General features: G+C 49.3%; 23 protein-coding genes. 6 read left to right on the top strand and 17 right to left on the bottom strand.

The features are described from left to right. Nucleotides 1-11 precede the first annotated feature (11 nt). The 11 genes from MWL85_RS11410 to MWL85_RS11360 all read right to left on the bottom strand — a co-directional run bounded on the left by MWL85_RS11410 (nt 12) and on the right by MWL85_RS11360 (nt 11,134). Nucleotides 12-2,480 carry a bifunctional UDP-N-acetylmuramoyl-tripeptide:D-alanyl-D-alanine ligase/alanine racemase gene (locus tag MWL85_RS11410; RefSeq protein WP_244400774.1) on the bottom strand — a complete coding sequence of 823 codons (2,469 nt, stop codon included), beginning with the start codon at nt 2,478-2,480 and terminating at the stop codon, nt 12-14. Further along, a complete protein-coding gene (locus MWL85_RS11405) occupies nt 2,477-3,445 on the bottom strand; it encodes a GSCFA domain-containing protein (RefSeq protein ID WP_244400773.1) in 969 nt (322 codons plus the stop codon). The genes MWL85_RS11410 and MWL85_RS11405 overlap by 4 nt, the downstream gene beginning before the upstream one ends. 6 nt (nt 3,446-3,451) lie before the next feature. Continuing rightward, the gene (locus MWL85_RS11400) at nt 3,452-3,997 is read right to left on the bottom strand and encodes a hypothetical protein (RefSeq protein WP_244400772.1); all 546 of its coding nucleotides are present in this window, start codon (nt 3,995-3,997) and stop codon (nt 3,452-3,454) included. A 167-nt stretch (nt 3,998-4,164) separates the two neighbouring features. Then, complete coding sequence (locus MWL85_RS11395) at nt 4,165-5,373, bottom strand: phosphoglycerate kinase (RefSeq protein WP_244400771.1); 1,209 nt, start codon at nt 5,371-5,373, stop codon at nt 4,165-4,167. Between the two features lie 337 nt (nt 5,374-5,710). Beyond that, nucleotides 5,711-6,643 (bottom strand): IS3 family transposase, encoded by a 933-nt coding sequence (locus MWL85_RS11390; RefSeq protein WP_244400171.1) that lies wholly within the window; start codon nt 6,641-6,643, stop codon nt 5,711-5,713. A gap of 5 nt (nt 6,644-6,648) precedes the next feature. Then, nucleotides 6,649-7,083, bottom strand: coding sequence for a hypothetical protein (locus MWL85_RS11385; protein WP_244400172.1), 435 nt, complete (start codon nt 7,081-7,083; stop codon nt 6,649-6,651). Nucleotides 7,084-7,217: 134 nt separating this feature from the next. Further along, nucleotides 7,218-8,657, bottom strand: a complete 1,440-nt coding sequence (locus MWL85_RS11380; RefSeq protein WP_244400770.1) for an RNA-binding domain-containing protein — start codon at nt 8,655-8,657, stop codon at nt 7,218-7,220. Between the two features lie 674 nt (nt 8,658-9,331). Next, the gene (locus MWL85_RS11375; RefSeq protein ID WP_244400769.1) at nt 9,332-9,838 is read right to left on the bottom strand and encodes an HU family DNA-binding protein; all 507 of its coding nucleotides are present in this window, start codon (nt 9,836-9,838) and stop codon (nt 9,332-9,334) included. A gap of 20 nt (nt 9,839-9,858) precedes the next feature. Then, complete coding sequence (locus tag MWL85_RS11370; RefSeq protein ID WP_244400768.1) at nt 9,859-10,320, bottom strand: hypothetical protein; 462 nt, start codon at nt 10,318-10,320, stop codon at nt 9,859-9,861. Continuing rightward, nucleotides 10,313-10,606 carry a hypothetical protein gene (locus tag MWL85_RS11365; protein ID WP_244400767.1) on the bottom strand — a complete coding sequence of 98 codons (294 nt, stop codon included), beginning with the start codon at nt 10,604-10,606 and terminating at the stop codon, nt 10,313-10,315. Before MWL85_RS11365 ends, MWL85_RS11370 begins: the two co-directional genes overlap by 8 nt. 3 nt (nt 10,607-10,609) lie before the next feature. Beyond that, on the bottom strand, nt 10,610-11,134 hold the full coding sequence (locus MWL85_RS11360) for an N-acetylmuramoyl-L-alanine amidase (RefSeq protein WP_244400766.1): 525 nt from the start codon (nt 11,132-11,134) through the stop codon (nt 10,610-10,612). Nucleotides 11,135-11,343: 209 nt separating this feature from the next. On the opposite strand from MWL85_RS11360, the gene MWL85_RS11355 reads away from it, so the two are divergent. Further along, complete coding sequence (locus MWL85_RS11355; protein WP_244400765.1) at nt 11,344-11,901, top strand: four helix bundle suffix domain-containing protein; 558 nt, start codon at nt 11,344-11,346, stop codon at nt 11,899-11,901. Nucleotides 11,902-12,488: 587 nt separating this feature from the next. Here the strand turns inward: MWL85_RS11355 and MWL85_RS11350 are convergent. From MWL85_RS11350 to MWL85_RS11330, 5 genes are all read right to left on the bottom strand, one after another. Next, on the bottom strand, nt 12,489-13,832 hold the full coding sequence (locus MWL85_RS11350) for an OmpA family protein (RefSeq protein ID WP_244400764.1): 1,344 nt from the start codon (nt 13,830-13,832) through the stop codon (nt 12,489-12,491). Nucleotides 13,833-13,855: 23 nt separating this feature from the next. After that, complete coding sequence (locus MWL85_RS11345; protein ID WP_244400763.1) at nt 13,856-17,344, bottom strand: hypothetical protein; 3,489 nt, start codon at nt 17,342-17,344, stop codon at nt 13,856-13,858. A gap of 54 nt (nt 17,345-17,398) precedes the next feature. After that, nucleotides 17,399-18,499, bottom strand: coding sequence for a hypothetical protein (locus MWL85_RS11340; RefSeq protein WP_244400762.1), 1,101 nt, complete (start codon nt 18,497-18,499; stop codon nt 17,399-17,401). Between the two features lie 85 nt (nt 18,500-18,584). Next, nucleotides 18,585-18,755, bottom strand: a complete 171-nt coding sequence (locus MWL85_RS11335; protein ID WP_244400761.1) for a hypothetical protein — start codon at nt 18,753-18,755, stop codon at nt 18,585-18,587. A 26-nt stretch (nt 18,756-18,781) separates the two neighbouring features. Continuing rightward, nucleotides 18,782-19,396 (bottom strand): tyrosine-protein kinase family protein, encoded by a 615-nt coding sequence (locus MWL85_RS11330; protein ID WP_244400760.1) that lies wholly within the window; start codon nt 19,394-19,396, stop codon nt 18,782-18,784. Between the two features lie 112 nt (nt 19,397-19,508). Between MWL85_RS11330 and MWL85_RS11325 the strand changes: the two genes are divergently transcribed. Next, nucleotides 19,509-19,943 (top strand): hypothetical protein, encoded by a 435-nt coding sequence (locus MWL85_RS11325; RefSeq protein WP_244400172.1) that lies wholly within the window; start codon nt 19,509-19,511, stop codon nt 19,941-19,943. 5 nt (nt 19,944-19,948) lie between these two features. Continuing rightward, the gene (locus tag MWL85_RS11320; RefSeq protein ID WP_244400171.1) at nt 19,949-20,881 is read left to right on the top strand and encodes an IS3 family transposase; all 933 of its coding nucleotides are present in this window, start codon (nt 19,949-19,951) and stop codon (nt 20,879-20,881) included. Nucleotides 20,882-21,199: 318 nt separating this feature from the next. On the opposite strand, the gene MWL85_RS11315 is transcribed toward MWL85_RS11320, so the two are convergent. Further along, a complete protein-coding gene (locus tag MWL85_RS11315) occupies nt 21,200-21,499 on the bottom strand; it encodes a DUF4248 domain-containing protein (protein WP_244400759.1) in 300 nt (99 codons plus the stop codon). A 475-nt stretch (nt 21,500-21,974) separates the two neighbouring features. Here MWL85_RS11315 and MWL85_RS11310 point away from each other — a divergent pair, with 475 nt between their 5' ends. From MWL85_RS11310 to MWL85_RS11300, 3 genes are read left to right on the top strand one after another with little or no spacing between them, the layout of a single operon-like run. After that, the gene (locus MWL85_RS11310) at nt 21,975-22,733 is read left to right on the top strand and encodes a copper homeostasis protein CutC (RefSeq protein WP_244400758.1); all 759 of its coding nucleotides are present in this window, start codon (nt 21,975-21,977) and stop codon (nt 22,731-22,733) included. Further along, complete coding sequence (locus MWL85_RS11305) at nt 22,723-23,442, top strand: 2-phosphosulfolactate phosphatase (protein ID WP_244400757.1); 720 nt, start codon at nt 22,723-22,725, stop codon at nt 23,440-23,442. Before MWL85_RS11310 ends, MWL85_RS11305 begins: the two co-directional genes overlap by 11 nt. Then, complete coding sequence (locus MWL85_RS11300; protein WP_018028895.1) at nt 23,435-24,415, top strand: glucosaminidase domain-containing protein; 981 nt, start codon at nt 23,435-23,437, stop codon at nt 24,413-24,415. Before MWL85_RS11305 ends, MWL85_RS11300 begins: the two co-directional genes overlap by 8 nt. Nucleotides 24,416-24,480: the final 65 nt, after the last annotated feature.

Raw genomic sequence — 24,480 nt, 5'->3', positions numbered from 1 at the left:
ATAATATAGCTTTATTCGGTAAAATATTGCCGAGCAATCCGCGAGGAGAGCCGTGAAGGAATCTCGTAAGGGATGGTGTCGCAGGCATCTGAAAGGCGGGTAATCGGTAGCCCCTCGCCAAAGATGGTTACCTCGCTTCCCACCTCGGCACTCTCGGCATCGGTGACATCGATCATCAAGGTATCCATGCAAATATTACCGATCGTAGGGGCAAGGGTGCCGTCGGGAAGGCGGAAGGAGATCCGACCATTGCCGAGGCGACGTGGCAATCCATCGGCATACCCAATCGGAATAATCGCAATACGACTGGGGCGAGTCACCTTTCCGCGACGACCGTAGCCAATCGTCTCCCCAGGTTGCACCTCCTGCACCTGCAGAATCTGCGTGGTCAGCGTAGCAATCGGTTCGAGCACACAAGGCGACTGCTTCAGCGGAGAGATGCCGTAGAGCCCTATTCCCAGCCGCACAAAGTCGGAGGGGTAATTCGGGAAACGTATCGCCCCCGCAGTATTGAGAGCGTGCTTTTTAATGGAATAGCCTAGTCGTTCCTCCAGGATATGGTGGGCGGTATCTAGTCGCTCCAATTGCTGAAGGGTAAAGGCATCTTCCGTAGGATCGTCCGCCACAGCGAGGTGGGTAAAGATAGAGGCGACCCGCACTGCACTAGAGCGTCGGAGTACCGCCACCACCTCATCAATCTCGGGGAGGGTGATGCCAAGCCGATTCATCCCTGTATTCCATTTCAGGTGGATCGGCAGGGTACCATCGCCATACCTTTCTGCCGCCTCTTCAAAGGCACGCAGCATCTCCAGACTAAATATCTCTGGCTCTAGTTGGTGCCAAATCAATTGCCGGAAAGCCGATAGCTCAGGGTTCATCACCAAGATGGGGAGCTGAATACCCTGCTCTCGTAGTTCCCGACCTTCATCCACCACCGCCACAGCGAGATACTCGGTACCCGCCCGCTCCAGTGTCCGTGCCACCTCATAGGAGCCAGCTCCATAGGCATTGGCCTTAATCATACAGATGGTCTGCATCGACTTGGGCAGTTGTTGACGAAGAGTGTGGTAGTTTTCGGTCAGTCGGTTGAGGTTGATGCTAAGAATGGTCTGGTGCGATAGTGCTTTCCAATCCTCAATCACCCGCTCAAATTGCGAGGTATGGCTTCCCTTTAAGAGGATAATATGTCCTGCCAATTGTGCTAGTGACAGCTCCTTATCGAGCGAACTCCAATCGGGATACCACTGCGTTAATTCTGGGAAAAGTTCACGATACTGCCCCAAAGCAGGCCCGACCAAGTAGAGGCGGTCTAGTTGATAACGACTGATCAATTCCGCCACCCGCCCATAGAGTTCGCGAGGGTCGTGCGTGCTATCCTGCATATCGGAAAGGATGAGGGCAGTAGGCCAGTGGTCACTATTCCGACGGTTGAGGAAGTCGAGGGCAATCGCCAGCGAGTCGTAATCCGAATTGTAGCTATCATTAATGAGCAGCGTTCGGTGCTTTCCTTGGACTACCTCCAGTCGCATTGAGATCGGTTGAAGCGTCGCAAAAGGGGTCAAGTCCTCAAGAAGCGAAGGTGCCGTGTACTTCAGTAGCAACAGTGCCGCCACCGCATCGGCGATACTGCCTTGGTCCAAGAAAGGAAGATGCAACTCCCGCTCCACTCCATCCATGCTTAGGGAAAGGGTCACTCCCGAAGCATGGTACTCAATTTGCCGTACCCAGAGTTCTGCACGCTCATCGGAGAAACTCCAGAAGTGGGTTTTGGCGGTCAGTCCCATTTGTTCTAACCCCTCTACGATCAAAGGTTGGTCCAGTGGGGCAATGATCGTCTCACAGTCGGTAAAGAGCGATAGCTTCTCCCGCACCTTCTGCTCTTTACTCTCAAAGTGCTCCTGATGGGCCTCTCCAATATTGGTGATCAGCCCAATCGTCGGCTCGATTATCGCCTTCAGACGTGCCATCTCACCCGGCTTGGAAATTCCCGCCTCAATCAACGCCAACTGCTCGCCCTCTTCTAGTCCCCAAAGGGAGAGGGGCACCCCGATCTGCGAATTGTAGCTACGAGGTGAGCGACCCACGGAAAGGTGCGGTGAGAGGAGCTGGTAGAGGAGCTCTTTTGTCGTTGTTTTGCCATTACTTCCTGTGATCGCCACAATGGGCATCTGTAGCGCTTCCCGTCGCCACTTTGCCAAGGTTTGGAGTGCCTGTAACGTATCTGGCACCTCAATCATTGTCGCCTCGGGATACGCTCCCGCTACCTTTTTGGAAACCACAAAGGCACGCACTCCCCGCTCATAAAGTTCTCCAATATAGCGATGCCCATCACCCCGCTCCGTCACCAGTGCCACGAAGAGGGTTCGTTGCGGAAAAGTGAGCGACCGACTATCGGTCAGCAAAACCTCTATCTCCTGCTCCTTACGAGGCTTTGGAGCCTTAAGAAGTGCAGTGATCTCTGAAAGTAAATAGCGTCTCATACCTCTAATTTTTCTATCAATGACGTAAGAAATGGGTGCGAATGTTGTTGGGAAAAGTGGCGAAGCTTCCTCAGCACCCCCTCCTGATGTGCTGCCACCCGCTCAGGATTGCTGGAGAGGGTACGGTGCTCTGCTAGCTTCAAAAGGGCGTGCCACTCTTGATTAAAATCCAAGTCCTCCTCTAGGGCAAACTCCTCAAAGCGACTTAAGATATACCGCACCGCTGTCTCCGATGGATGCGCCATATCCTCCGCAAAAAAGCGGTAATCACGGAGCTCATCTAGCTGTATCTCGTAGCTCGGAAAGTAATGCACCTGCGGAAACTGCGCCACCATCTGCGCCACCGCCAGGAGCAATACCGCCTTCGAGAGTCGACTCTCGTGGGCTCCATCACGGTAATGCGGGATAGGACTTACACTCAGCACCACCTCCGCTCCCCCTTTAGTGAGCTCTTCAAGTAACGGCAACCAGCGACGCACGATCTCCCCCACCTCGGCACGACGACGCTGAAAGCACTTTGCTGGAAGACGGTGACAATTACTCACCACTGCATACGGTGCCTCGGCCCACTCATAGAGATAAGAGGTGCCAAAGGTAAAGACCCATAGCTTGGTGGTCGACAGCCGCTCTCTCGCCACTTGCCACGCCCCCTCTATCCGTGCCAGGGTTTCTTCGGGAGTAGGTGCAGAAAAGGTGCCGTGATGCATCGGGCTATGCCAAAGCCCCTCATGCTCGATCAGCTCTTCAAGCGTCACAGGTCGATCCGCCAGCAACCGCTCCACCCCTTCCGCCATGGAGAGGGGATTATAGAGGATGCCATAGGGCGAAGGGCTACAGTCGTAGAGCTCCCTAAAGAGATGCCGCTGTAGCTCATCGGCAAAGCACGAGCCCCAAAGCGTGATTGCATCTCTACGACTCCATCGTCGGCTCAGCGACGGCACCTCGACCCGTTTCTGCCACTCCATCACCCTTTACTCCTCTTCCTCAGCCGAAAGGGTCGCCATAGCAAGGCGGTCGGCCAATTTTAGATTGCCACGAGGCGGTAGCTTCTCCTCCACTTGGGCATAGGCTGGGTGCGATGCGAGCTCCTCTACCCAAGTCACCACCCCCTGCTTCCCATGCGAGGTGTAAGCGTGCTGCAGATAATAGGTCGTCCCACTCCTCAAGAGCCACTCCAGATCATCTAGTAGATCGGGAGCAAACGAACGAGTGCCACTGATTAACAACCAAACAAATCCCACTGCCTCCTCATTGTGATCCGAAAAGCGGGTGAAGAGGTCCACCTGAAGTTTGTTGTGCCCCGTTAGCGTTTGCGTCCTGTTCACCTCCGCCATCAATCGGTCATTCAGCACCTCCGCATCCTCATGCATATATAGGAGGTAAGGGTAGGCACCCGAATACCCCTTATTATTGAAATAACTGGTCCAATCAGCCTTCTCTAGCAGAAAGGGGATAGGGATATCAATCGCCGTCAGCTCATCATCACCCCACTGCTCATTCATCTCTATCTCACTCATCTCTTCTCCTATTTAATAGCGAAGGCCACGCTCTTCGTGGCCTTCGCGTAACATACTACTTCATTCTATAACTGAGACTTTGCATCATTGCGGCCTCCGACCTGTCCGACTTGTCCGACTCGTCCGACCTGTCCGAGATAGGTACCCCCGCCCCCCGCAGCGCAGCATTATTTGTTGATTGCGGCAATACCCGGCAAGGTCTTCCCCTCAATCGCCTCCAGCAACGCACCGCCACCAGTAGAGACATAGCTCATACGGTCGGCCAAACCAAACTTATTGACTGCGGCAACAGAGTCACCACCGCCCACAAGTGAATAAGCACCCTTAGCAGTGGTCTCAGCGATCACCTCTGCCATTGCTTGAGTACCCTTGGCAAAAGTATCCATCTCAAAGACACCGAAAGGACCATTCCAAAGGATCGTCTTCGAATCACGGATCGCCTCAGCAAAGAGCTCCTGAGTCTTAGGACCAATATCTAGCCCTTCCCAGCCAGCAGGAATCTGGTCACTAGGCACCACCTTCGTATTCGCATCATTGCTAAAAGCATCAGCCACCACAGAGTCACTACCGATCAGTAGCTTTACCCCATTAGCCTTCGCCTTCTCCTGAATCTGTAGGGCAAGGTCCAGCTTATCCTCCTCACAGATTGAATTACCGATTTCGCCACCATTCGCCTTCATAAAGGTGTAGGTCATACCACCCGTTAGGATCAAGGTATCTACCTTCGTTAGGAGGTTCTCAATAATCTCAATCTTTGTAGAGACCTTGCTACCACCCATAATCGCAGTAAACGGACGCTCTACCTCCTTCATTACACGGTCCACAGCAGCCACCTCACGTGCCATCAGGTAGCCAAACATCTTGTGCTCCTTATCAAAATAATCGGCAATCAATGCGGTAGAGGCGTGAGCACGGTGTGCTGTACCAAAGGCATCATTCACATAAACCTCAGCCAACGCTGCCAACTGCTTTACAAACTCAGGCTGACCAGCTTTGCCATCACCCTTACCCTCCTCTTCAGGGTGGAAACGAAGGTTCTCAAGGAGCAATACCTCACCATCCTTCAGTTGCTGAGCCTGCTTCAAAACAGCATCGCCCACACAATCCTCAGCCATCTCCACCTTTCTACCAAGGAGCTCCTCCAGGTGTCCACGGAGCTGAGAGAGACTCAGTTTCTTATCCACCCCCTTCGGACGACCCATATGGCTACCGATAATGAGGCGACCACCCCCCTCTACAATCTTACGAAGCGTAGGCAAAGCCCCACGCATACGCGTATCATCAGTGATCTGTCCCGCCTCATCTAGCGGCACATTAAAGTCCACACGCACAAAGACCCTCTTCCCCCTAAAGTCAAAATTGTCAATATTAGCCATCCTGATAAATCTTTCTATATATTTAATGGTTACCTATCCAAAACAACACCCCCCGCCCCTCCCGCAAAGATAACCTTTTTTCCCCAACCCACGAAACCCAAATCCACACAGGGGGGGGTGCCTTTATCGGACAGGTCGGACAGGTCAGACAAGTCGGACGAGTCGGACGCCCCAGCTGGCTGTGGTTTCCTGAAAAAGGTTGACTCGGTTAATGTTACGTTGTTATTAATCCTGCTTTATGTTGACTTTCTAGCCTTTAGTCCTGTGAGGGGTTGACTGGAGGGCGTAGCCCGTAAGGAAACCCCTCACAGGACTAAAGGTACCAAAACTTGGGCACCTATCCTATTTTTTGATTTTCAAGGTACTCCTCTCTATAGCTTTTCCACCTCTTGGGGATTTTCCCTTTGCACTTTGAGGCTTCAACAGGTGTCATATAGTCGAGACTCATGTGAGGCCTTTTTGTGTTGTAAAACTCTATGACTGAGGTTAATTCAGCCTTTGCCTCTTTGATGGTTTTAAAACGTTTGCCTTTTAAGAGCTCATTCTTTATAGTGTTATTGATCCTCTCTGCTTGTGCATTATCTTTGGGATCTGGGGTTTCTGTCATACTTATATCTATGTCATTCTTTTTAAGAATATCCACATACTGGTGGCTGGCATACTGGCAGCCTCTGTCTGAGTGATGAATGAGCTTATCGTTAGCTTTACCATTCGATTTAAGTTTCTTAAGTGCCTGATTTAGAGCTTCAATAGGGTACTTAGTGTCTAGGCTATCGCCTAGGCTCCACCCGACAATTTCTTTTGAGTATGAGTCTAAGATCACGGATAGGTAGCTAAACTTATGATGTACTCCGTCATAATGGATGGGGATATACGTTATGTCGCTCACCCATACCTGATTAGCTCTTTCTGGTATCATATCTTTTACGAGGTTACCATAGAGCTTAAAACCGTGATTGGAGTTGGTGGTTCTCGGCTTTCTTTTACGTTGCCTTAGCTTCAAGCCGTGCTTGTCTAGAGTGTCAAGAAAACGGTCTCTCCCTAGTGGAGTCCCCTCCTTAAACTCTCGCTTATACATATGCCACAGCTTCTTACCGCCCATGCCAGGGGCTTTCTCTCGGGTCTCAAGAACGTACTCAACAGCCATCTCTTCAAGTGCCATATTGGCATGAAGTTTTGACTTTTTTCGCTTGTAATAGGCTTGCTTACTTACACCAAACAGGTCGCAAAGGAGCTGTATTGTATATTTCTTCAGATCCTGTGCGTGCAAGCGATCTACCGTTTGGTGCCAGCTTTTTTTCTTATTTGGATGCGGAAATTCTCTTCTGCCACATTGATTAATTCATTCAATGCATCTGTCAAAACAGTCTGCCTAAAAAGCTGTTTTTCAAGCTCTTGAACCCTTCTTTCTAAATCAACTGAGCTTTTCTCAGGCGCCCCGCCTGACGCCCCGCCTGACGCCACATCCGAATAATAATACCTGCGATATCCGCGGTGCTCTTCTTGTTTCTTCTTTTTCTTCGCCTTCATCTCTATAACTTCGTCTAACCCAGAATCTAGGTACCTATGAACCCACTCCAGGATCGTAGTCCTTCCAATAGGGACAAGGTGTGAAATCTGGGTATAACCTAAGTTTTCCTCAAAATAGAGGTGAATAACTCGGTCAAAATAAATCTTCTGGAGTTGACTCCTTTTTACAAACTTACTCATAAAAATCTATCTATGAGTCAACTTTTTCTAGGACAAGACAGGCACCCATCCATCGCGGCGTCCGACCTGTCCGACTTGTCCGACTTGTCCGACTCGTCCGAGATAGGTACCTCCGCCACCGCAATTACTATCAATTATCTTAGCTCATCCTCTTTGATAATTACCCACTTTCCAGCCTTTGTAGAGCCTTCGTGTTTGAGGACTCCCGATTTGCTCATATTTTTAATATGGTATTTAATACCATTGGGAGTAATACCAATAATTTGAGCCAGCTCTCTTTGGGTGATTTCTGGCTTTGCCATAATGGCGGCTATAATTCTTTCTTGGGTAGTTTCTTGGGTAGTTTCTTGGGTAGTTTTTCCTCCAAATCCTTCCTCAAAATACTTTTGAGAAACGTTCTCTACCACCCGAAAAGCTGTAATCAATGAAAAATCAAAAGAGGCTTGCCCATTACCGTTTTCTTTCAACTCCTTTTGCACTCGATAGACACCACGACTGAATCTATTTACATAGCCCAAGTTCTTCATTGATTCGGCAATAAAGGGATTCCGATAGTCACTAACATTGGGAAAATTATCAGGACTAACCTTGCCGTACAATCCACCTGGATTCTGAATTTCAATGCGGTCGTCATACTCATAAAACTGAATAGGTGCATTACCTTCGTAATCCCTGTGCATAATAGCATTCATCAACAACTCACGAGTAGCCCAATACGGATACTTGGAAATTGTTTCTTCTCGAAGCACACTTATAGGGATTGGACGCTTTTGCGAAATACTCGTTTCAATAAAAGCATCTATCTTAGGTAATACTTGACAAAGATTACCACTAAATTTATGCTCGTTGAGAATATCCCCTGCACGATCTTTTCCTTTGAAGCGAACGTATTGAATATAGGCCCCATGTACGTATCGTTCAGGGTTGAATCCAAATAGGATCATAGCACCATTAGTTGGACAATTATAGCGAAAATCATACAAGCTTAGAGACGCAAGTTGCTCGGTAATATCTCGTTCGTCATCTCCAAGAATATCCTCCCCCACTGCTCTTGGCAAAAACTCCCTGCGAATAAGTTCTACGTCTATGTCGTCAATGCTCGTTCCTAAACAAGGCATGGCATCAAATGTATGTATGGAGGAGAGTCGCCTTTCAGTAAGTATCTTTTCTTCTGCTTCTGTAGCGGTGCTCTTGCGAGGCCCGACTCGGACCCAAACACGCCCACGATAACGTACTGGCGGAAATTCTGAGGGCTGTACTTCTGTTACTAATACATCCCCATTATCAAAATGAAACTTCTCTACTGTCATTGTGGGTTGCGGGAGGATGTTGCCATCCGTCCGAATATTGGCAATCTGCAATAAGAGTTTATCATCAACTTGTAAACCAGATAACTCACCATTGTCCTTAGCACCAATAATAAGATAGCCCCTCTTTCCACTACCCGAAATATCATTTGAGAATGCACATATAGCCTGACAAAATTTATCCATATTGCCAGTTGACTCTGTCCTCTCAATATTGTAGCTCTCGGTGTCCGACAGCATCTGCAGAAGTTTGCTTTTCGTTATCATTCTATTTCCCTTATCATCTTAATTGTACACAGCAATTTATTTGATTCTAGGATTTTTGCTTTTCTTGATATCCATTAGGATAGTACAAAGATATGAATTAATATGGGATATAAAAAGAAGTTCACTCGGAAGACTAGCGGAGAAAAGGTCTCGAGCACGGTACCATCTCGAACAAGTCGGACTGGGGGGGGCTAATCGGACAAGGGGGGGGGCCCACCACTAGCTATCACACCAACCACATCAGCTAGCACCCATCCATCGCGGCGTCCGAATTGTCCGACTTGTCCGACTCGTCCGAGAAAGGTACCCCCACCCCCGCCACAAGCACCCCCTACACCACCCGGCAGGGTGGCACTCAGCTAGCCCCTGGTCGAGGGCAACGCCCGAAGACCGGCGGGAAACGAATCGGTAATAAAATAATCGACCCTTGCGGTCGCACTCACATGGGCTTGTGCGACCACAAGGGTCGAGAAATATGGGGTGCCTCATGACCCGCCGGTCTTCGGCTCTGCGAGCCTCGACCGGGGGCTAGCTGAGTGGCACCCTATCGGGTGCTCCATCACGGCGTCCGACTCGTCCGACTTGTCCGACTCGTCCGACTTGTCCGAGATAGGTACCCCCGCCACCGACTCGTCCGAGAAAGGTACCCCCAGCCCCGACACAGGCAGCTCCGATCAATAGCCGGTATCGCCTTCAGTCTGAGGGGTACCAGTAGAGCCCTCATTAGGGTCCTTAGGGGTATCCTCCGCAGCACCTGGCTTAGGGGCAGGGGCTACCACCTCGCCATTAGAAAGGCTAGAACCTCTCACAAAGCCAGTCTCCTTGATGCGTGCAAGGATATCACGGCTAGGGGTATAGCGCACCTTAGCCCCCTTGATCAGGTCAGGGGTAAACTCCTCCATAGTAGGGGCAGACTTACAGTTGATCCTCATAGAGAAAGAGCCCAGCTCCCCCAGCTTCACACCAAACCCATTGAGCAGATAGCTCGTAGCAGAGATAGAGAGGGCATCCAACACCGCCTGCACATCGGCACGGTGCACGGTACATCTGTCCGCGATATCCTCAGCTAGCTCCTTAGTGGAGATCTGACGGATCTGTCTGCTCACCGCCAAAGCCACACGTGGGCTCTTAGCGTTAGGAATCTTGTTGTCACGCTCATACACATTGTAGATAAATGCCATAGTTTTAAATCTTTAAGTTGTTAATAAAATAGTTGTTTCTTAATTCTCCTACCTATTATAACTAAGAGTAGAGAGATGGTTAGTCCAAGGGCAAGCCCTAGGTAGATTCTTCGTGTCGACTTCCCCTGTTGGAGAAGGTAGTTTTCGGCAGTTTCCTGCCTCGTCAGCGTCTCCTTAGCTTGAGACTCCTCCCGATGCTCCGAGAGCGATTCATCGAGATAGGTGATCCGATAGCCACCCGATACGATAGGGGGGCTCCCCTCAGGCCCCTTCGGTAGCCGAAGCGTATCGCCCCACCATTGCAGCTCCACCACCCTACGCTGTTGTCGCTCCAAGAGCCCCACACTATCCCGAGTGGTGACCACCTGCTGCTCCGCCTGCTGTTGTGTCGCCACCACCTGCTTCGTCGAGCGACACCCCACCATCAGTGGCAACAGTAGGATCAATAAACAATGCCACAAATCACCTTCAATATCAGCCATCCGACTCGTCCGACCTGTCCGACTCGTCCGACTTGTCCGAGTAGGCACCCCTATCCGAGAAGGTACCCCTGTCCAAGATGCGCTCCCTCGCCGCATAATCAATCCCAATCAAAGCTCCCACAAAGGTCATCACCTCACCATACGCCACCAGCACACTCGAGTGGATCTCACCTCTAGGGGTAACCCAAAAGCCCATATAGAGGAGCGCCATACCGCAGGTCACCAAGAGGATCGCCAGCCAGAGGCGGAGCGTTTGAGGGTCCCTAGGTCGCAGTTGCACCGTCATCGCCTACAAACTTCTAGAGAGGTTATAGACCTTCGCCTCAAAACAAGGGCACACCTTGATCCACTCCTCAGAAGTCACCCGACCGTCCCCATTCCGATCCGGACTTAGGTCCCGATGCCCCACCACCATCACATTGGGGTAGAGACGCTTCAGCTCATAGACCAATTGCGTGAGCATCTGACGCTGTTCCGCGGTTCGCGTATCACACGGACGCATCTCTTCATCCAGCCCACCTTCATAGCAGATACCGATCGAATAACGGTTATACCCCTTGGCATGAGCCCCCACCATTGAGACCGGTCGCATAGCAAAGAGGTCCCCCTCACGCGTAATATAATAGTGGTACCCCGCCGTGCTAAATCCCCGACGCTGATGGTCCTTGATCAACTGAGGGGGAAAATATCGCCTCCCCCGAGGCGTGGCACTACAGTGGATCACCAGCAGGTCAATCCGCCGCTTCGCACGTTCCAGCTGATCCGCCCTCGTCAGCTGCTCCCACTCTCGTGGCCTTATATAAAGTGTTTTCATAGTATATATATTATTGAGTGAACTACTATTTCCTTTCGACAGCACAAAGGTACCACACCCCCCACCCGCGCTCGCTCCCTCCTGAGCCGTAGCGTACCCCTCTCCGCCCTACCGCTCACTCCAGTGCCCTGCAAAAGCACCCCCACCCTCACCCTATCTCCTATAATATTGGTACTTTTGTCTTGTACACCATCAATACTATATTATATATGAGTCACACATTTTTATCACCTAAGGGAGGATATCGTTCACTGAAGGCGTATCAGGTAGCAGTACTGATCTATGATATCACCTATTATTTTGCGACTCATTATCTAAATAGCAGCGACCGCACAGTCGACCAAATGATACAAGCAGCTCGGTCAGGCAAACAAAATATTGCAGAAGGGAGCAAAGCTTCTACCACCTCTACGGAGACAGAAATCAAACTGACCAATGTGGCGAAGGCAAGTCTTGAAGAACTATTAATCGATTACGAGGATTACCTTAGAGTCCATAGACTACCATTATGGGACGAAACTCATGAACGGTACCAAATGGTTCGTGAATATGCAAGAAGTGAACGCATCAAGGTAGATTATTTAGATCAACTCCCAAAACTGAATACTGAGGAGATCGCCAACCTCTGCATCACGCTCATCCACCAAGCTACATTCTTGCTCAGAAAGCTAATCAATCGCCAACAAGAACAATTCCTAACCCAAGGCGGAATTAGAGAGCAGATGTCGCGTGCACGCCGACAATATCGGGAAGAGCAGCGGAGATAGGAGGGGGTGGGGGTGCCTACTCGGTAGGGGTGCCTTTATCGGACAAGGGCGGTACCTAATCGGACAAGGGCGGTACCTAATCGGACAAGTCAGACAGGGGGGGGTGCCTAATCGGACAAGTCGGACAGGTCAGACAAGTCGGACGAGTCGGACGGCCCGACCTAGCTACCACACTAGCTACCACAGCGAGCCACCACAGCCAGCTACCACAGCTAGCTACCACACCTAGCTACCACACCAGCTACCACGGCTAACTACCACAGCCAGCCACCGCACCAGCTACCACAGCGAGCCACCACAGCCAGCCACATCAGCCAGCTACCACAGCGAGCTACCACAGCGAGCCACCACAGCTAGCTACCACGCCAGCCACATCAGCTAGCTACCACACCAGCTACCACAGCTAGCTACCACAGCGAGCACCCATCTAGTGCGGCGTCCGACTTGTCCGACCTGTCCGACTCGTCCGACTTGTCCGATAAAGGCACCCCCGAAAGGTACCCCCGATAGCCACCCCCCACATAGCAGTGGCCCTCGGCACCGCGAATGCGGTACCGAGGGCCACTTATTTATATGGGGGGGGCTAGTTACTTAGCCACACGGGAGATCACAGCACGGCTGCAACGTGGGTCGTCGTAGAACATATTCTCTACGCCACCGTTGGACTCGCGGATCAAGCGGTCACGGCTGATGCCTTGCTCGTTAACAAGGAAGTCGATCACCACCTTAGAGCGCTGCTCGCTGAGGAACTGATTGCGCTTCGATGAACCGGTACCACGGTCGGCATAACCAGCGATCACAAACTTCGCATTTGGCTCACGACGCATTGCCTCAGCTAGGTAGCCTAGGTTCACCTTATCCTTATTAGAGAGGTCCCACTTATCGATCACGAAGGTCACCAGTAGTGGACCAGCGATGATCGTCTCCTTAGCCTCCTCTACGACAGCTTGACTAGCTAGCTCATCACGGAGTGCCTGATTAGCACGCTGTAGCTCGTTGACACGGTTACGAAGGGTGTTGAGTAGCTCCTCATTGTAGGTCACTACAGTGGTGTGGCTACGGTTCCAGCCACGGCCAGGGATATTGTAGGTCAGACCCAATTGAGCCTGTAGGATACCCTCGCCCCAGCGACCACCGATCTGACCATCAAAGCGGTCATTGGCATAGAAAGCGTCGGCAGAGAGGTGTAGCCAAAGGGCATCAGAAAGACGGCAGGCAGCGATCAGACCACCATTGATAGAGGCCTCATTGCTCTTGTCGCGGTAGGTCATCTTACCATTCTTCATCACTACAGGATTATTGAAGGTGTGAGCCCAACCAATACCGATGTAAGGTATCAGATGAAACACACGATCCTCCTTGTAGCCACCGAAGAGGTTCACCACGTCAAACATCACATCTACAGAGCTATTGAGGTACTGCATCTTGGTGTTGTACATATCATAGCCTACTCGCTTGGTAGCTGCCTCATTCACCTCACCAGAGATATAGTCGTCGTGACCCTTGATTTGAGTCTGCTTAGCACCCACAATAAAACCCTGATAGTTACGCCAGTTGACGTTAGGGTGCTCAGTAGCCTTGTGGTCGGTCCAGCCAGAGACACCCTTGAGCTCCCAGCCAGTAAAGCGGGCACGTACAGCGATGGTTGGGGTAAACCACTTACCAAATGCCACCGTTGCAGCAGGGGTGAGGCGATCCTTGAAGTCCATCTGCTTATTGTGGTCACCAAAGAGCATCTGAGCACCACCCTGTAGGGTGATGAACCAGTTATCGCCAAAGCGATTGGTCTCCACCTTGTACTTATCATCATTGTAAGTCACCACCTTGGTGGAGTCGGTGGCGAACTCGCTCACCACCTCGCTCTGAGCAGCGGCCCCAATAAAGGCCACTGCTGAGAGTCCGAGGACTGAAATGAATTGTCTAATATTCATATACTATCTTGATTCTAAATTGATTATTCAATATCTCGTACGCAACGCACATAGCCCTTCCATGTACTTTTTGAAGCAGGTTCTCCAAAGTTATTCTCCTTGAAGTTCATTGTCCAGAAAATCTGCTGGTCCAGATATAGGAATAAGTTTTGGAAAGTACTCCTTGATCTTGGAGCAGCAAAAGATGGTGTAGTAGCAGACCAAACTGTCTTCTTAACAGTACCATTCTCTCCTTCAAGTGTATTAAACCAATAGTCACGTGGCATCGCAGTACCCATTAAACCTAGCTCTAGGATATTTGGCAAACGCCACTTTCCCAAGTCAGACTTATCGGTCTCCTCATAGTATCCTCTACATGGGCTATTACGGAGTAGGAGTCTTCCTTTCAGATCAACATAATTTAATCCATAACGTTCAACTACCGTAGCACCACTTGAATTGATGTATGCATAGCTACCAGCCACTTTAAAGCCCTTCTTATAGATTCGAATTGAAGCATCCTTTTCAGTGTGGGTTGGCAACTCACCATCTACAAAGCTATTTCTTGTCAAACCTGATACAAGATTACCACTGAAAAATTCCCCTGATGTTCTGTCTTTAGCACCCACCTTTATACTTCCTGGATCAGCATACTTTGGCTTAAACTTCAAGAAAGTGTTATGGTTCTCTGTTCGCTCACCTTCTAGCATATGGTAGGTAGTACCGATTGAAGTAACATCATCTTCTACGACACCAAGGTCACGAATTAAGCGCGTGGTGGAATAGAAATCTTTCATAGCCGTGCCATACTTAGCTGGACCTACATTATAGTAAGAAGCATCGTAGAGTACCTCAAGAAGTGGCACATGGCAGAAGTCATAAGGTAGGAATACTATTGGGTTGTAAGATGTCTGGGCAACTGCATTGTTTCGAAACATTGTTGAAGAGTGAAGTACTAAAGGAGCATTAGGATAATTCTTACGATTACTCTCTGTACGCTTCACATCGAGCTTAGCATATGTGGGCAATAATGCTTCGGCTAACGCTAAGACCATTACTTCACTTGAGGCAGGGATGTACCACTTCATCTCTGAAGCTTGGAACTTATCATCTCTATTGACATCTCTATTTCGGGTAAGTGGCGAATAAACAGCCTGATAATTCCCTTCATCACGCATATCCACGCCATTAGCTGCCCCAACAGTCATTTCAGACCAATAATTATCCTGCTTGCCTTTCCCTGTATTCTTACGTTGCTTCATAATGAGGTTAGTACCGCCTTTGATCCAGCCACCTTCTGTACCTGCAGTCGTTCCTCCGCCAGGAATGCTAATATCACCTGCAAGTAGATTCCAAGTATTGGACCAACCATTAGAGGTATATACGTTGTACCAAAAAGCTGGATCGCCAGGGACATTCTTTGTAAATGACCTATTTGGTTGCTCATCAATAGATTCTACACCCCAAATACGAATACCTTCCTTAGTCTCAGTAAAAATGGTCTTGATTGAGTGCTGAGTTACAGACAGGTAAGTACCCTCTGTAAAGCGGCTATTCTGGTCTGCAGATACTTGTAGGTCACCAGTAAAGAGGAAGAATTTACGGTCAGGAGCGTTACAAAACTTCTTCCAAAGATTCTTATCTGCATTATCACGATTTCTATCCGCCTTTTTGATCTGCTTTGGATCCCACTGATAGAAATACTCATCTATAAACATAGTGATACAGATGGCGTTCTTCTTATCAAATAGTGGCTTAGGATTCTCTAGCAACCAAGCAAAGAACTGCTCCACAGTCAAGGTCTTCTCCCAAAAATCGGCTACTGGAGTACCATTCGCCACATCTCCAGCAGTTTTAGTATAAAGGATCTCTGGTAAATTGTTATTATCGAATACATCGTTATGCTTTGCTGGGTCATGCACATAAATACGAATCCAATCGTTATCCACCAACTTCGAGTCTGGCACCCCTTTCTCACGAGCTTTTTTCGCCTCCAATGCATTGTAGGTAATTAGCCTCAGTGGCTCAAATGGGGTTTGGATCATAAATTGCAACTTGGCATCATCCTTAAGCTCCCGAGTGTTAGGCTCCTTAAAGATATCAAAATCGGTAGAAGTAAGAAGGAAAGTACGCTGCTCATAGTGACTATCCAATTGGAAGGTAGGCTTATTACCAATCACGACACCCTCTGCCGATGGATTAGGCTCATCCAACTTATCTGAAGATTCTGCCTCCACGATGATATTATTAACACCATTAATAGTAATGGTATACTTATAGTGAGTAGCCGACTCAATCTGATAGTTATTGATCTTCTCCAGTTCGGCATCAGTGGGTTGCACCCAGCTTTCATTTGTAAGTCCACTAAAGTCACCCAACACTACTGTATAGGCCACTATTGCACGCTGTTCTTTTTCGCCATCCTTAAGGGTTAGCTCAGCGTCAATCACAAGGGCGGTAGCTTCATCAGGAGCAAACTGCCATTCCTTATTTTCTACGTGTCCACCTGTAGCAGCCTCTTTCACACGCTTTTGGCGTAGGTCAAAAGCAGTATAGCCAGTACCATCTTCCTTTATCCTCGCTTGTGCAGCCTTGATATCCTCTAAGCTAATCCGAGATTTGGGTTCAGGATAGTTAGGTACCAAATAGCCCTCAGCAATGAAAGCATTCAAATCGTTTCGATCGCTCCAAATCATATTGTTAGTAGAGGAAGGAAGTGGTTTGATCTCGCTGATACTAGCTTGACTTTTTGCAATTGCATTGAAAATCTCAGTGCGCGTAGGGATATTCTCAAAGTGATATCTGAGAGAATTGATGGTGACCCCCTTTCCAGGTTTTACCTTAGCGGTAATCTTAGCACTATAAGGAATCAATTCTATGCTTACCTTTCCATTCCTAACATCATCAAGAGTCAGATTCTGCGCAGCATACATCAAAGGGGATTCATACCGCTCTGTTGACATGGTCTTATTGTCCCCTCTTTTATTGTAATTGAGGCGAACTGACTTCAACTCCTCAATATTCTTGACTGCCTTAAAATCTGCATCAGAGGTAAATGGCTTTTTAGAGACAGCATCCTCAAGCGTAAAAGAGTTAGATACGAAGTTGGCAAGTGCTACAACGGTTACTTTATCCCCGCTCTTCTTCAGTTGCAGGCTCAGTATACCACCCAACTGACCTCTTGTCTTTGTTCCACCAAATGGCACTCCATTGTGTATAGACCCCGTATCAGAGCTGTCAGTATTGGATGTCTCTGCGGCAAATTGGAAATCTTTTTTAGGGTCATGGCTAATGATCGGAGCATCTACGATCTCACCCTTTCTGTCAAATACCCAAACAACAAGGTCCTCAATGTGGTGTTCATCTCTTGGATTCAAATGTGTGCGAAGATTAACAACATCAAAGTCCTTAATAGTGAAAGCGACATCTAGTGCGTTAGGGTCGCCCCCCTCCCCATATAGGTCTACGGTTCGCTCGTTCTGACAAGCAGCGAGGGCGAAGAGTGCCACCAAGGTGGCCGTAAATAGTTTCAAATATCTTGTTACCATTATATTCTTATTTATCTATGTAATATAAATAGTTCTATCTTAGTCAAATGAAGGAAGCTCAGCCTCAACAATGAAGAATGAGTTAGATCCAAACTCAGCACCGATTTTTGGTGATACTCCACCCTTTAAGCGGTAGTAACGACCATCATTTTCCGAGAAGATGGTGCCATTGGTAGGGTTCATAGCAACATTCGGCCTTAGTTTCCGAACGCTCTCTTCCCACTTACCTAAATCCTTGTTGTACACCCTCCAAGTAATAGTAATATAAAAATCTTTACCATCTGTAGGCCTGTAAGGTCTAAACCAAATTGGTAGGACTTGTTGCTTAGCACCTGATGAAAAGTTTAGCTTTTTCAAGCTAAATTCTCCTCTCGCAGCACGGATGGCGCCACCAACCTCATTAGAATTAACCTCTTTCACAAATTCTGAGCCCGCAAAAGCCATTCCATTGGATTCAATCACGATCTGTGGAAGGTATGCTTCATTAGTATCGTTTGAATTGGCATCATAGCCATCATCCTCTAGCACATTCTCAAAATGAATGAGGAACATATTTCCGAAGAGATTAAAATTGACACCGCCACCGCTTTTGGTATGAACGGTACTCCAAAGTGCCAAAGGATTTGACTCATTTGGTTTCGATATCAGCGGCCATTCCACATTAGGGTCGGTCATATCTACGGTACCATTATGAGGCAAAGCAGTATTTAAGGTCACCTTGTTATCTTGTGTATAACTTCCAGCGTCAAAATAAGCACCCTTGAAAGCTGCAGCATTGGGGCCACTGGTAGCAAAATACTGTACCTTATGATTGTTAACGTTAGCCTCCTCATAAGGGACAGTGAGGGTTCCTTTATAGTCAGCCTTAAGCTCTAGGTTGCTCTCTATAGCAACAGTTTTAGTGGTCGCTGGGTAGTATATAAGCATTGGAAGCTTATCTCCTACTTTGCCCCATTTGATCTTACTAGGAGAATCCTGTGTAGTACCTCCTACAAATAGTGCTCTTGTGGTACCACCACTGATCCCTGCCGATACATAAGCATGTTGCACTTCTTTTGGGGCCGATGCTCGATTGCAAGCAGTTATACCTGCGAGCATCACAGAAGCACCCAAAAGAGTATAGAATACATTTTTTGTCATAAACTGTTTCCTTCAAAATTTAAATTCAATAACATCCTTAATGGTTCATCTCCTATAGATGTGAGACTCCCCAATTGCTGATACATCAGGTAAACAAATCATCCAAATCTCCATCGTCACCTATGCCTACACCCTCGCCTGGCAAAGCCTTATCAGGCAAATTACCACTAGCGGTAGCTTGGGCTAGGAAGGCCTTTTCGATCCGCACCTCCTCTACGGAGAGGGTAGGCGCCTCGTACTTCTTGTTTTGTTTCATAATTTCTCTGATTTTAATTCTTATTGTTATTTTCCTCTTTTCTTTAGCTTACCTTTTCTGGCCCCTTGTCCATAGCCATAGCCGTAACCATAGCCATAACCGTAGCCGTAGCCACGTTTGCGGAACTCTGCTCCATTGAGGATCAGGTGCATATTGGGGAGGAGCGACTCATCATAGATGCGCTGGATATCGGGGAGTACCCGCCTATCGGTCACACCCGAGCGGATCACGAAGAGGCTCATATCCATACCTCTTGATACGACCGCCGCATCAGCCACGGCTACGAAGGGCACAGAGTCGAAGAGCACAAAGTCGTACTCGGCTCGTAGGGTGGAGATGAGTTGGTCAAACCGCTCATCCATCAGCAACTCTACAGGATTGTAGACCTCACCACCAGTGGAGAGGAATTGTAGATTGGGCAGCTCGGCATCGGGCTGTACCATCATGGGTGACAGCTCTGAAGTGGGGTCGAGGATATAGTCACTCACCCCTGCCCCTGCAAGCTGAAGTCGGCGGGAGAGGCTCGCCTTACGTAGGTCGAGGTCCACCAATGCTACCCGCTTGCCTAGGAAGGCGAGAGAGCGGGCGAGGTTATAGGAGACGTAGCTCTTACCAGCCCCTTCGAAGAGGGAGGTGAGCATCACCGTACGACCACCCTCAGCCCCTTGTATATTACGTAGGCGGAAGAGGAGACTGGTACGAAGGATGCGGAATGTCTTGTCCTAGAAAAAGTTGACTCATAGATAGATTTTTATGAGTAAGTTTGTAAAAAGGAGTCAACTCCAGAAGATTTATTTTGACCGAGTTATTCACCTCTATTTTGAGGAAAACTTAGGTTATACCCAGATTTCACACCTTGTCCCTATTGGAAGGACTACGATCCTGGAGTGGGTTCATAGGTACCTAGATTCTGGGTTAGACGAAGTTATAGAGATGAAGGCGAAGAAAAAGAAGAAACAAGAAGAGCACCGCGGATATCGCAGGTATTATTATTCGGATGTGGCGTCAGGCGGGGCGTCAGGCGGGGCGCCTGAGAAAAGCTCAGTTGATTTAGAAAGAAGGGTTCAAGAGCTTGAAAAACAGCTTTTTAGGCAGACTGTTTTGACAGATGCATTGAATGAATTAATCAATGTGGCAGAAGAGAATTTCCGCATCCAAATAAGAAAAAAAGCTGGCACCAAACGGTAGATCGCTTGCACGCACAGGATCTGAAGAAATATACAATACAGCTCCTTTGCGACCTGTTTGGTGTAAGTAAGCAAGCCTATTACAAGCGAAAAAAGTCAAAACTTCATGCCAATATGGCACTTGAAGAGATGGCTGTTGAGTACGTTCTTGAGACCCGAGAGAAAGCCCCTGGCATGGGCGGTAAGAAGCTGTGGCATATGTATAAGCGAGAGTTTAAGGAGGGGACTCCACTAGGGAGAGACCGTTTTCTTGACACTCTAGACAAGCACGGCTTGAAGCTAAGGCAACGTAAAAGAAAGCCGAGAACCACCAACTCCAATCACGGTTTTAAGCTCTATGGTAACCTCGTAAAAGATATGATACCAGAAAGAGCTAATCAGGTATGGGTGAGCGACATAACGTATATCCCCATCCATTATGACGGAGTACATCATAAGTTTAGCTACCTATCCGTGATCTTAGACTCATACTCAAAAGAAATTGTCGGGTGGAGCCTAGGCGATAGCCTAGACACTAAGTACCCTATTGAAGCTCTAAATCAGGCACTTAAGAAACTTAAATCGAATGGTAAAGCTAACGATAAGCTCATTCATCACTCAGACAGAGGCTGCCAGTATGCCAGCCACCAGTATGTGGATATTCTTAAAAAGAATGACATAGATATAAGTATGACAGAAACCCCAGATCCCAAAGATAATGCACAAGCAGAGAGGATCAATAACACTATAAAGAATGAGCTCTTAAAAGGCAAACGTTTTAAAACCATCAAAGAGGCAAAGGCTGAATTAACCTCAGTCATAGAGTTTTACAACACAAAAAGGCCTCACATGAGTCTCGACTATATGACACCTGTTGAAGCCTCAAAGTGCAAAGGGAAAATCCCCAAGAGGTGGAAAAGCTATAGAGAGGAGTACCTTGAAAATCAAAAAATAGGATAGGTGCCCAAGTTTTGGTACCTTTAGTCCTGTGAGGGGTTTCCTTACGGGCTACGCCCTCCAGTCAACCCCTCACAGGACTAAAGGCTAGAAAGTCAACATAAAGCAGGATTAATAACAACGTAACATTAACCGAGTCAACCTTTTTCAGGAAACCACACACAGCTAGCACCAATCTAGTGCGGCATCCGACTCGTCCGACACGTCCGACTCGTCCGACCTGTCCGAGAAAGGCACCCCCGCAAAGGCACTCCCGCAAAGGCACTCCCGCAAAGGCACCCCCGCAAAGGCACTCCCGATAAAGACACCCCCGCCCCACCCTCATGGTTGCCCCATATAATGGACAATCAGCTGTTGCTGAAGGGTGGTGAAGCTCCGTTTGCGGGGGTTCCAATTGACCGCCTCTAGGGCGGCACGCAATTTGGGATAACCAGCGATCTCTCGCCGTAACGCCCGACTAGCACTCTTGGGGGTGATGTCGGGGAAGTAAAGGCAGGCGGTGGACTTCACCCCCTGGGCTCGGGATAACTCCTCAGGCAAAGGCGGTAACTTTGTAGGGATTAATTCGGTGTCACTTACCCCCTTTGGAGAGGTCATTTTGAAAAACTGCAATTCGTTCATAGCATTGATATAGAGATGTTTATGAAAAATCTGTTGATCACTCACTCCGCAAAGATAACAACAAATAACATACTATGCAAATATTATTCGCATATAAAATTATTATCTGCTCCGTAGTGGTCTTTAACTGAGTTGCAACTAAGCATTTGCTTTGTTGCAACTCAGCAAATGGCGAGTTGCAACTCGCCGATCGCTTAGTTGCATCTCCACTTTTGTGACGAGGCGGGTGGCTTATCGGGGAGGTACCTTATCGGACAAGAGCAGGTACCTTATCGGACAAGAGCAGGTACCTTATCGGACAAGTCGGACAGATCGGACAAGTCGGACAAGTCGGACGGCCCAAGCCAGCAACCACATCTAGCTCGGCGTCCGACTTGTCCGACTTGTCCGACTCGTCCGACTTGTCCGAGATAGGCACCCCCGTATAGGCACCCCCGCCATAGCACCCCCACAGATATTTTTTGTAGCTTTGTGTATGATTACAATTGAGGCATGTGTGGATTCGGTGGCTTCGGCCATCGCAGCGGAGCGGGGCGGGGCTCATCGGTTGGAGCTCTGTGCATCGCTGCCGGAGGGTGGTACCACCCCCTCCTTGGGTATGTTTCGTGAGGTGGTAACAGCGGTGAAGATTCCGGTCTTTCCGATTATCCGCCCTCGTGGTGGCGACTTTGTCTACACCACGCGTGAGGTGGCGGTGATGGTACAGGATATTGAGATACTGAAGATGGTGGGAGCGGCTGGCTTTTCACTAGGAGCGCTCACGGAGGATGGTGAATTGGATTGGCTCACCAATAAGATTCTGATCAAGGCGTGTGGTAAACTGCCGGTGACCCTTCACCGTGCCTTCGACCGCACTGAGAATCTTCAGGCATCGCTAGAGGCGGCGAAATCGCTCGGCTTCCGTAGGGTGCTCACCTCGGGCGGGGAGATCTCGGCACCTAAGGGGGTGGAGACGCTAGCGCAACTGGTGAAGCAGGCGGGCAAGCGGATCACTATTATGGCAGGTGCTGGCATCACCCCCGATAATGCGGCGGAACTGATCCGGAAGAGTAAGGTGAAGGAGATCCATGGCACTTTCTCCTGCGAAAAGGAGGGACTGACGAAGTACCGCCGGCCTGCCTTTCCGCCCTACTACCAACCTCAGATTGGAGAATATTCATTCAGAGAGTGCGACGAAGAGATGATCGCTACACTCATTAATAATATAGGGAATAATATAGGCAGTGAAAAATAAGATTGATATTGTCCTCAGTCCGGAACTGATTCCAGCCTACCGCCAGCCAGGAAGTGTGGCGGTGGTGATTGATGTACTAAGAGCTTCCACCACAATTACTACAGCGATGGCGCACGGAGCCAAGGCGATCTACCCACTCGAGACGGTGGAGGAGGCGGAGGCTCGAGCCGCCGAAGGCTACCTAGTGGGGGCGGAACGAAATGTGGTGCGGTGCCCCTTTGCACAGTTTGGCAATGACCCTGCGGAGTATACGGAGGAGGCGATCGGGGGCAAGGAGATTTACTTTACCACCACCAATGGCACGCGCACCATCAAGGCGGCGATTGCCGAGGGGTATCGTGTGGTGGTGGGGACGTTTGTGAACCTCTCTGCCGTGGCCCGCTTTTGCCAAGGGCAGGATGTGCTGGCGATCTGTGCCGGGTGGCAAGGACGCCCCTCAAAGGAGGATACCCTCTTTGCCGCAGCCCTTTGCGACGCCCTCTCGGAGAGCCACGAGGTGGTGACCGATGTGTCGCAGATGATGGTGGAGCTATGGCAGGAACACAAAGGGTCGCTGACGGAGTACATCAAGGAGAGTAACCACTACCCACGCATGGTGAAGGCGGGAAAGGAGGGGGCACTCGACTTCTGCCTCACGATAGATGCGATGGAGGTGCTGCCGATTACGGAGCTGGAGGGAGAAACGATCAAACTGGTTCGCCATGAGTAGATCGACACAACTTGCTTCACTACTGGCATGCTTTGCTCTACTGCTGGCGAGTTGTGGCACGAGCAAGACCACGCAAGTGACGCTCCCAAAGGTGCAGGGCAATAATGCCTACAACCGCTATATTGAGCAATATGCTGGTATTGCATTGGAAAACCAAAAGAGCTATGGTGTCCCCGCTAGTATCACACTCGCCCAAGGACTGCTAGAGAGTGGCGCAGGGCAAAGTCGTCTCGCCACGGGTGCCAATAACCACTTTGGCATCAAGTGCCATAGGTCGTGGCGAGGTAGTCGTACATTTCACAATGACGACCGCCCGAATGAATGTTTTCGTGCCTACGACCGTGTGGAGGACTCCTTTAAAGATCATGGGCAGTTTCTCCAACAACCCCGTTACCGCTCCCTACAGCGACTCGACCCCACGGACTACAAGGGGTGGGCTAGAGGTCTGCAACATGCGGGCTACGCCACGGACCGAGGATATGCCAATAAGCTGATCAAAATCATTGAGGATTACCAGCTCTACCTCATCGATGAGGGCAACACCTCTCGTCGCTACCAATATGCACAGAAGAGCACCCCAAAGAGGGAAGCACAGAAGAAGCCACGACCTGAGCTACCCACGACACCGGCAGGCGAACGGGTGGGCTACTTTAGCTATGGACTCCTATATATATTAGCAGGAGAAGATGATTCGCTCAGTGCAATTGCTCGCGACTTGGGTATGTCGGAACGAAAGCTAACGGAGTACAACGACCTCCCAGCAGGATACCCGCTTGAGAAGGGGGATATCATCTACCTGGAGCCAAAACACAAACGGGCTACCCCACCCCACTTTGAGCACCGCATACAGGTGGGTGAGTCGATACACCGTATCGCCCAGACCTATGGCATCCAGCTGAAATCGCTCTACCAGCTCAATAACCTCACGCCCGAGTACCTCCCAATGGAGGGCGATATCCTCCGCCTACGATAAGTAGCTAGGGTGGCATGGCGGGGGTGGCTCGGCGGGGGTGGCTAGCGGGGGTGGCTGTATCGGAC

The sequence above is a fragment of the Porphyromonas somerae genome, assembly GCF_022845615.1.
Lineage (GTDB): Bacteria > Bacteroidota > Bacteroidia > Bacteroidales > Porphyromonadaceae > Porphyromonas_A > Porphyromonas_A somerae.
The sequence above is the reverse complement of the archived record's forward strand: the minus strand, read 5'-3'. Positions and strand labels throughout refer to the sequence as shown.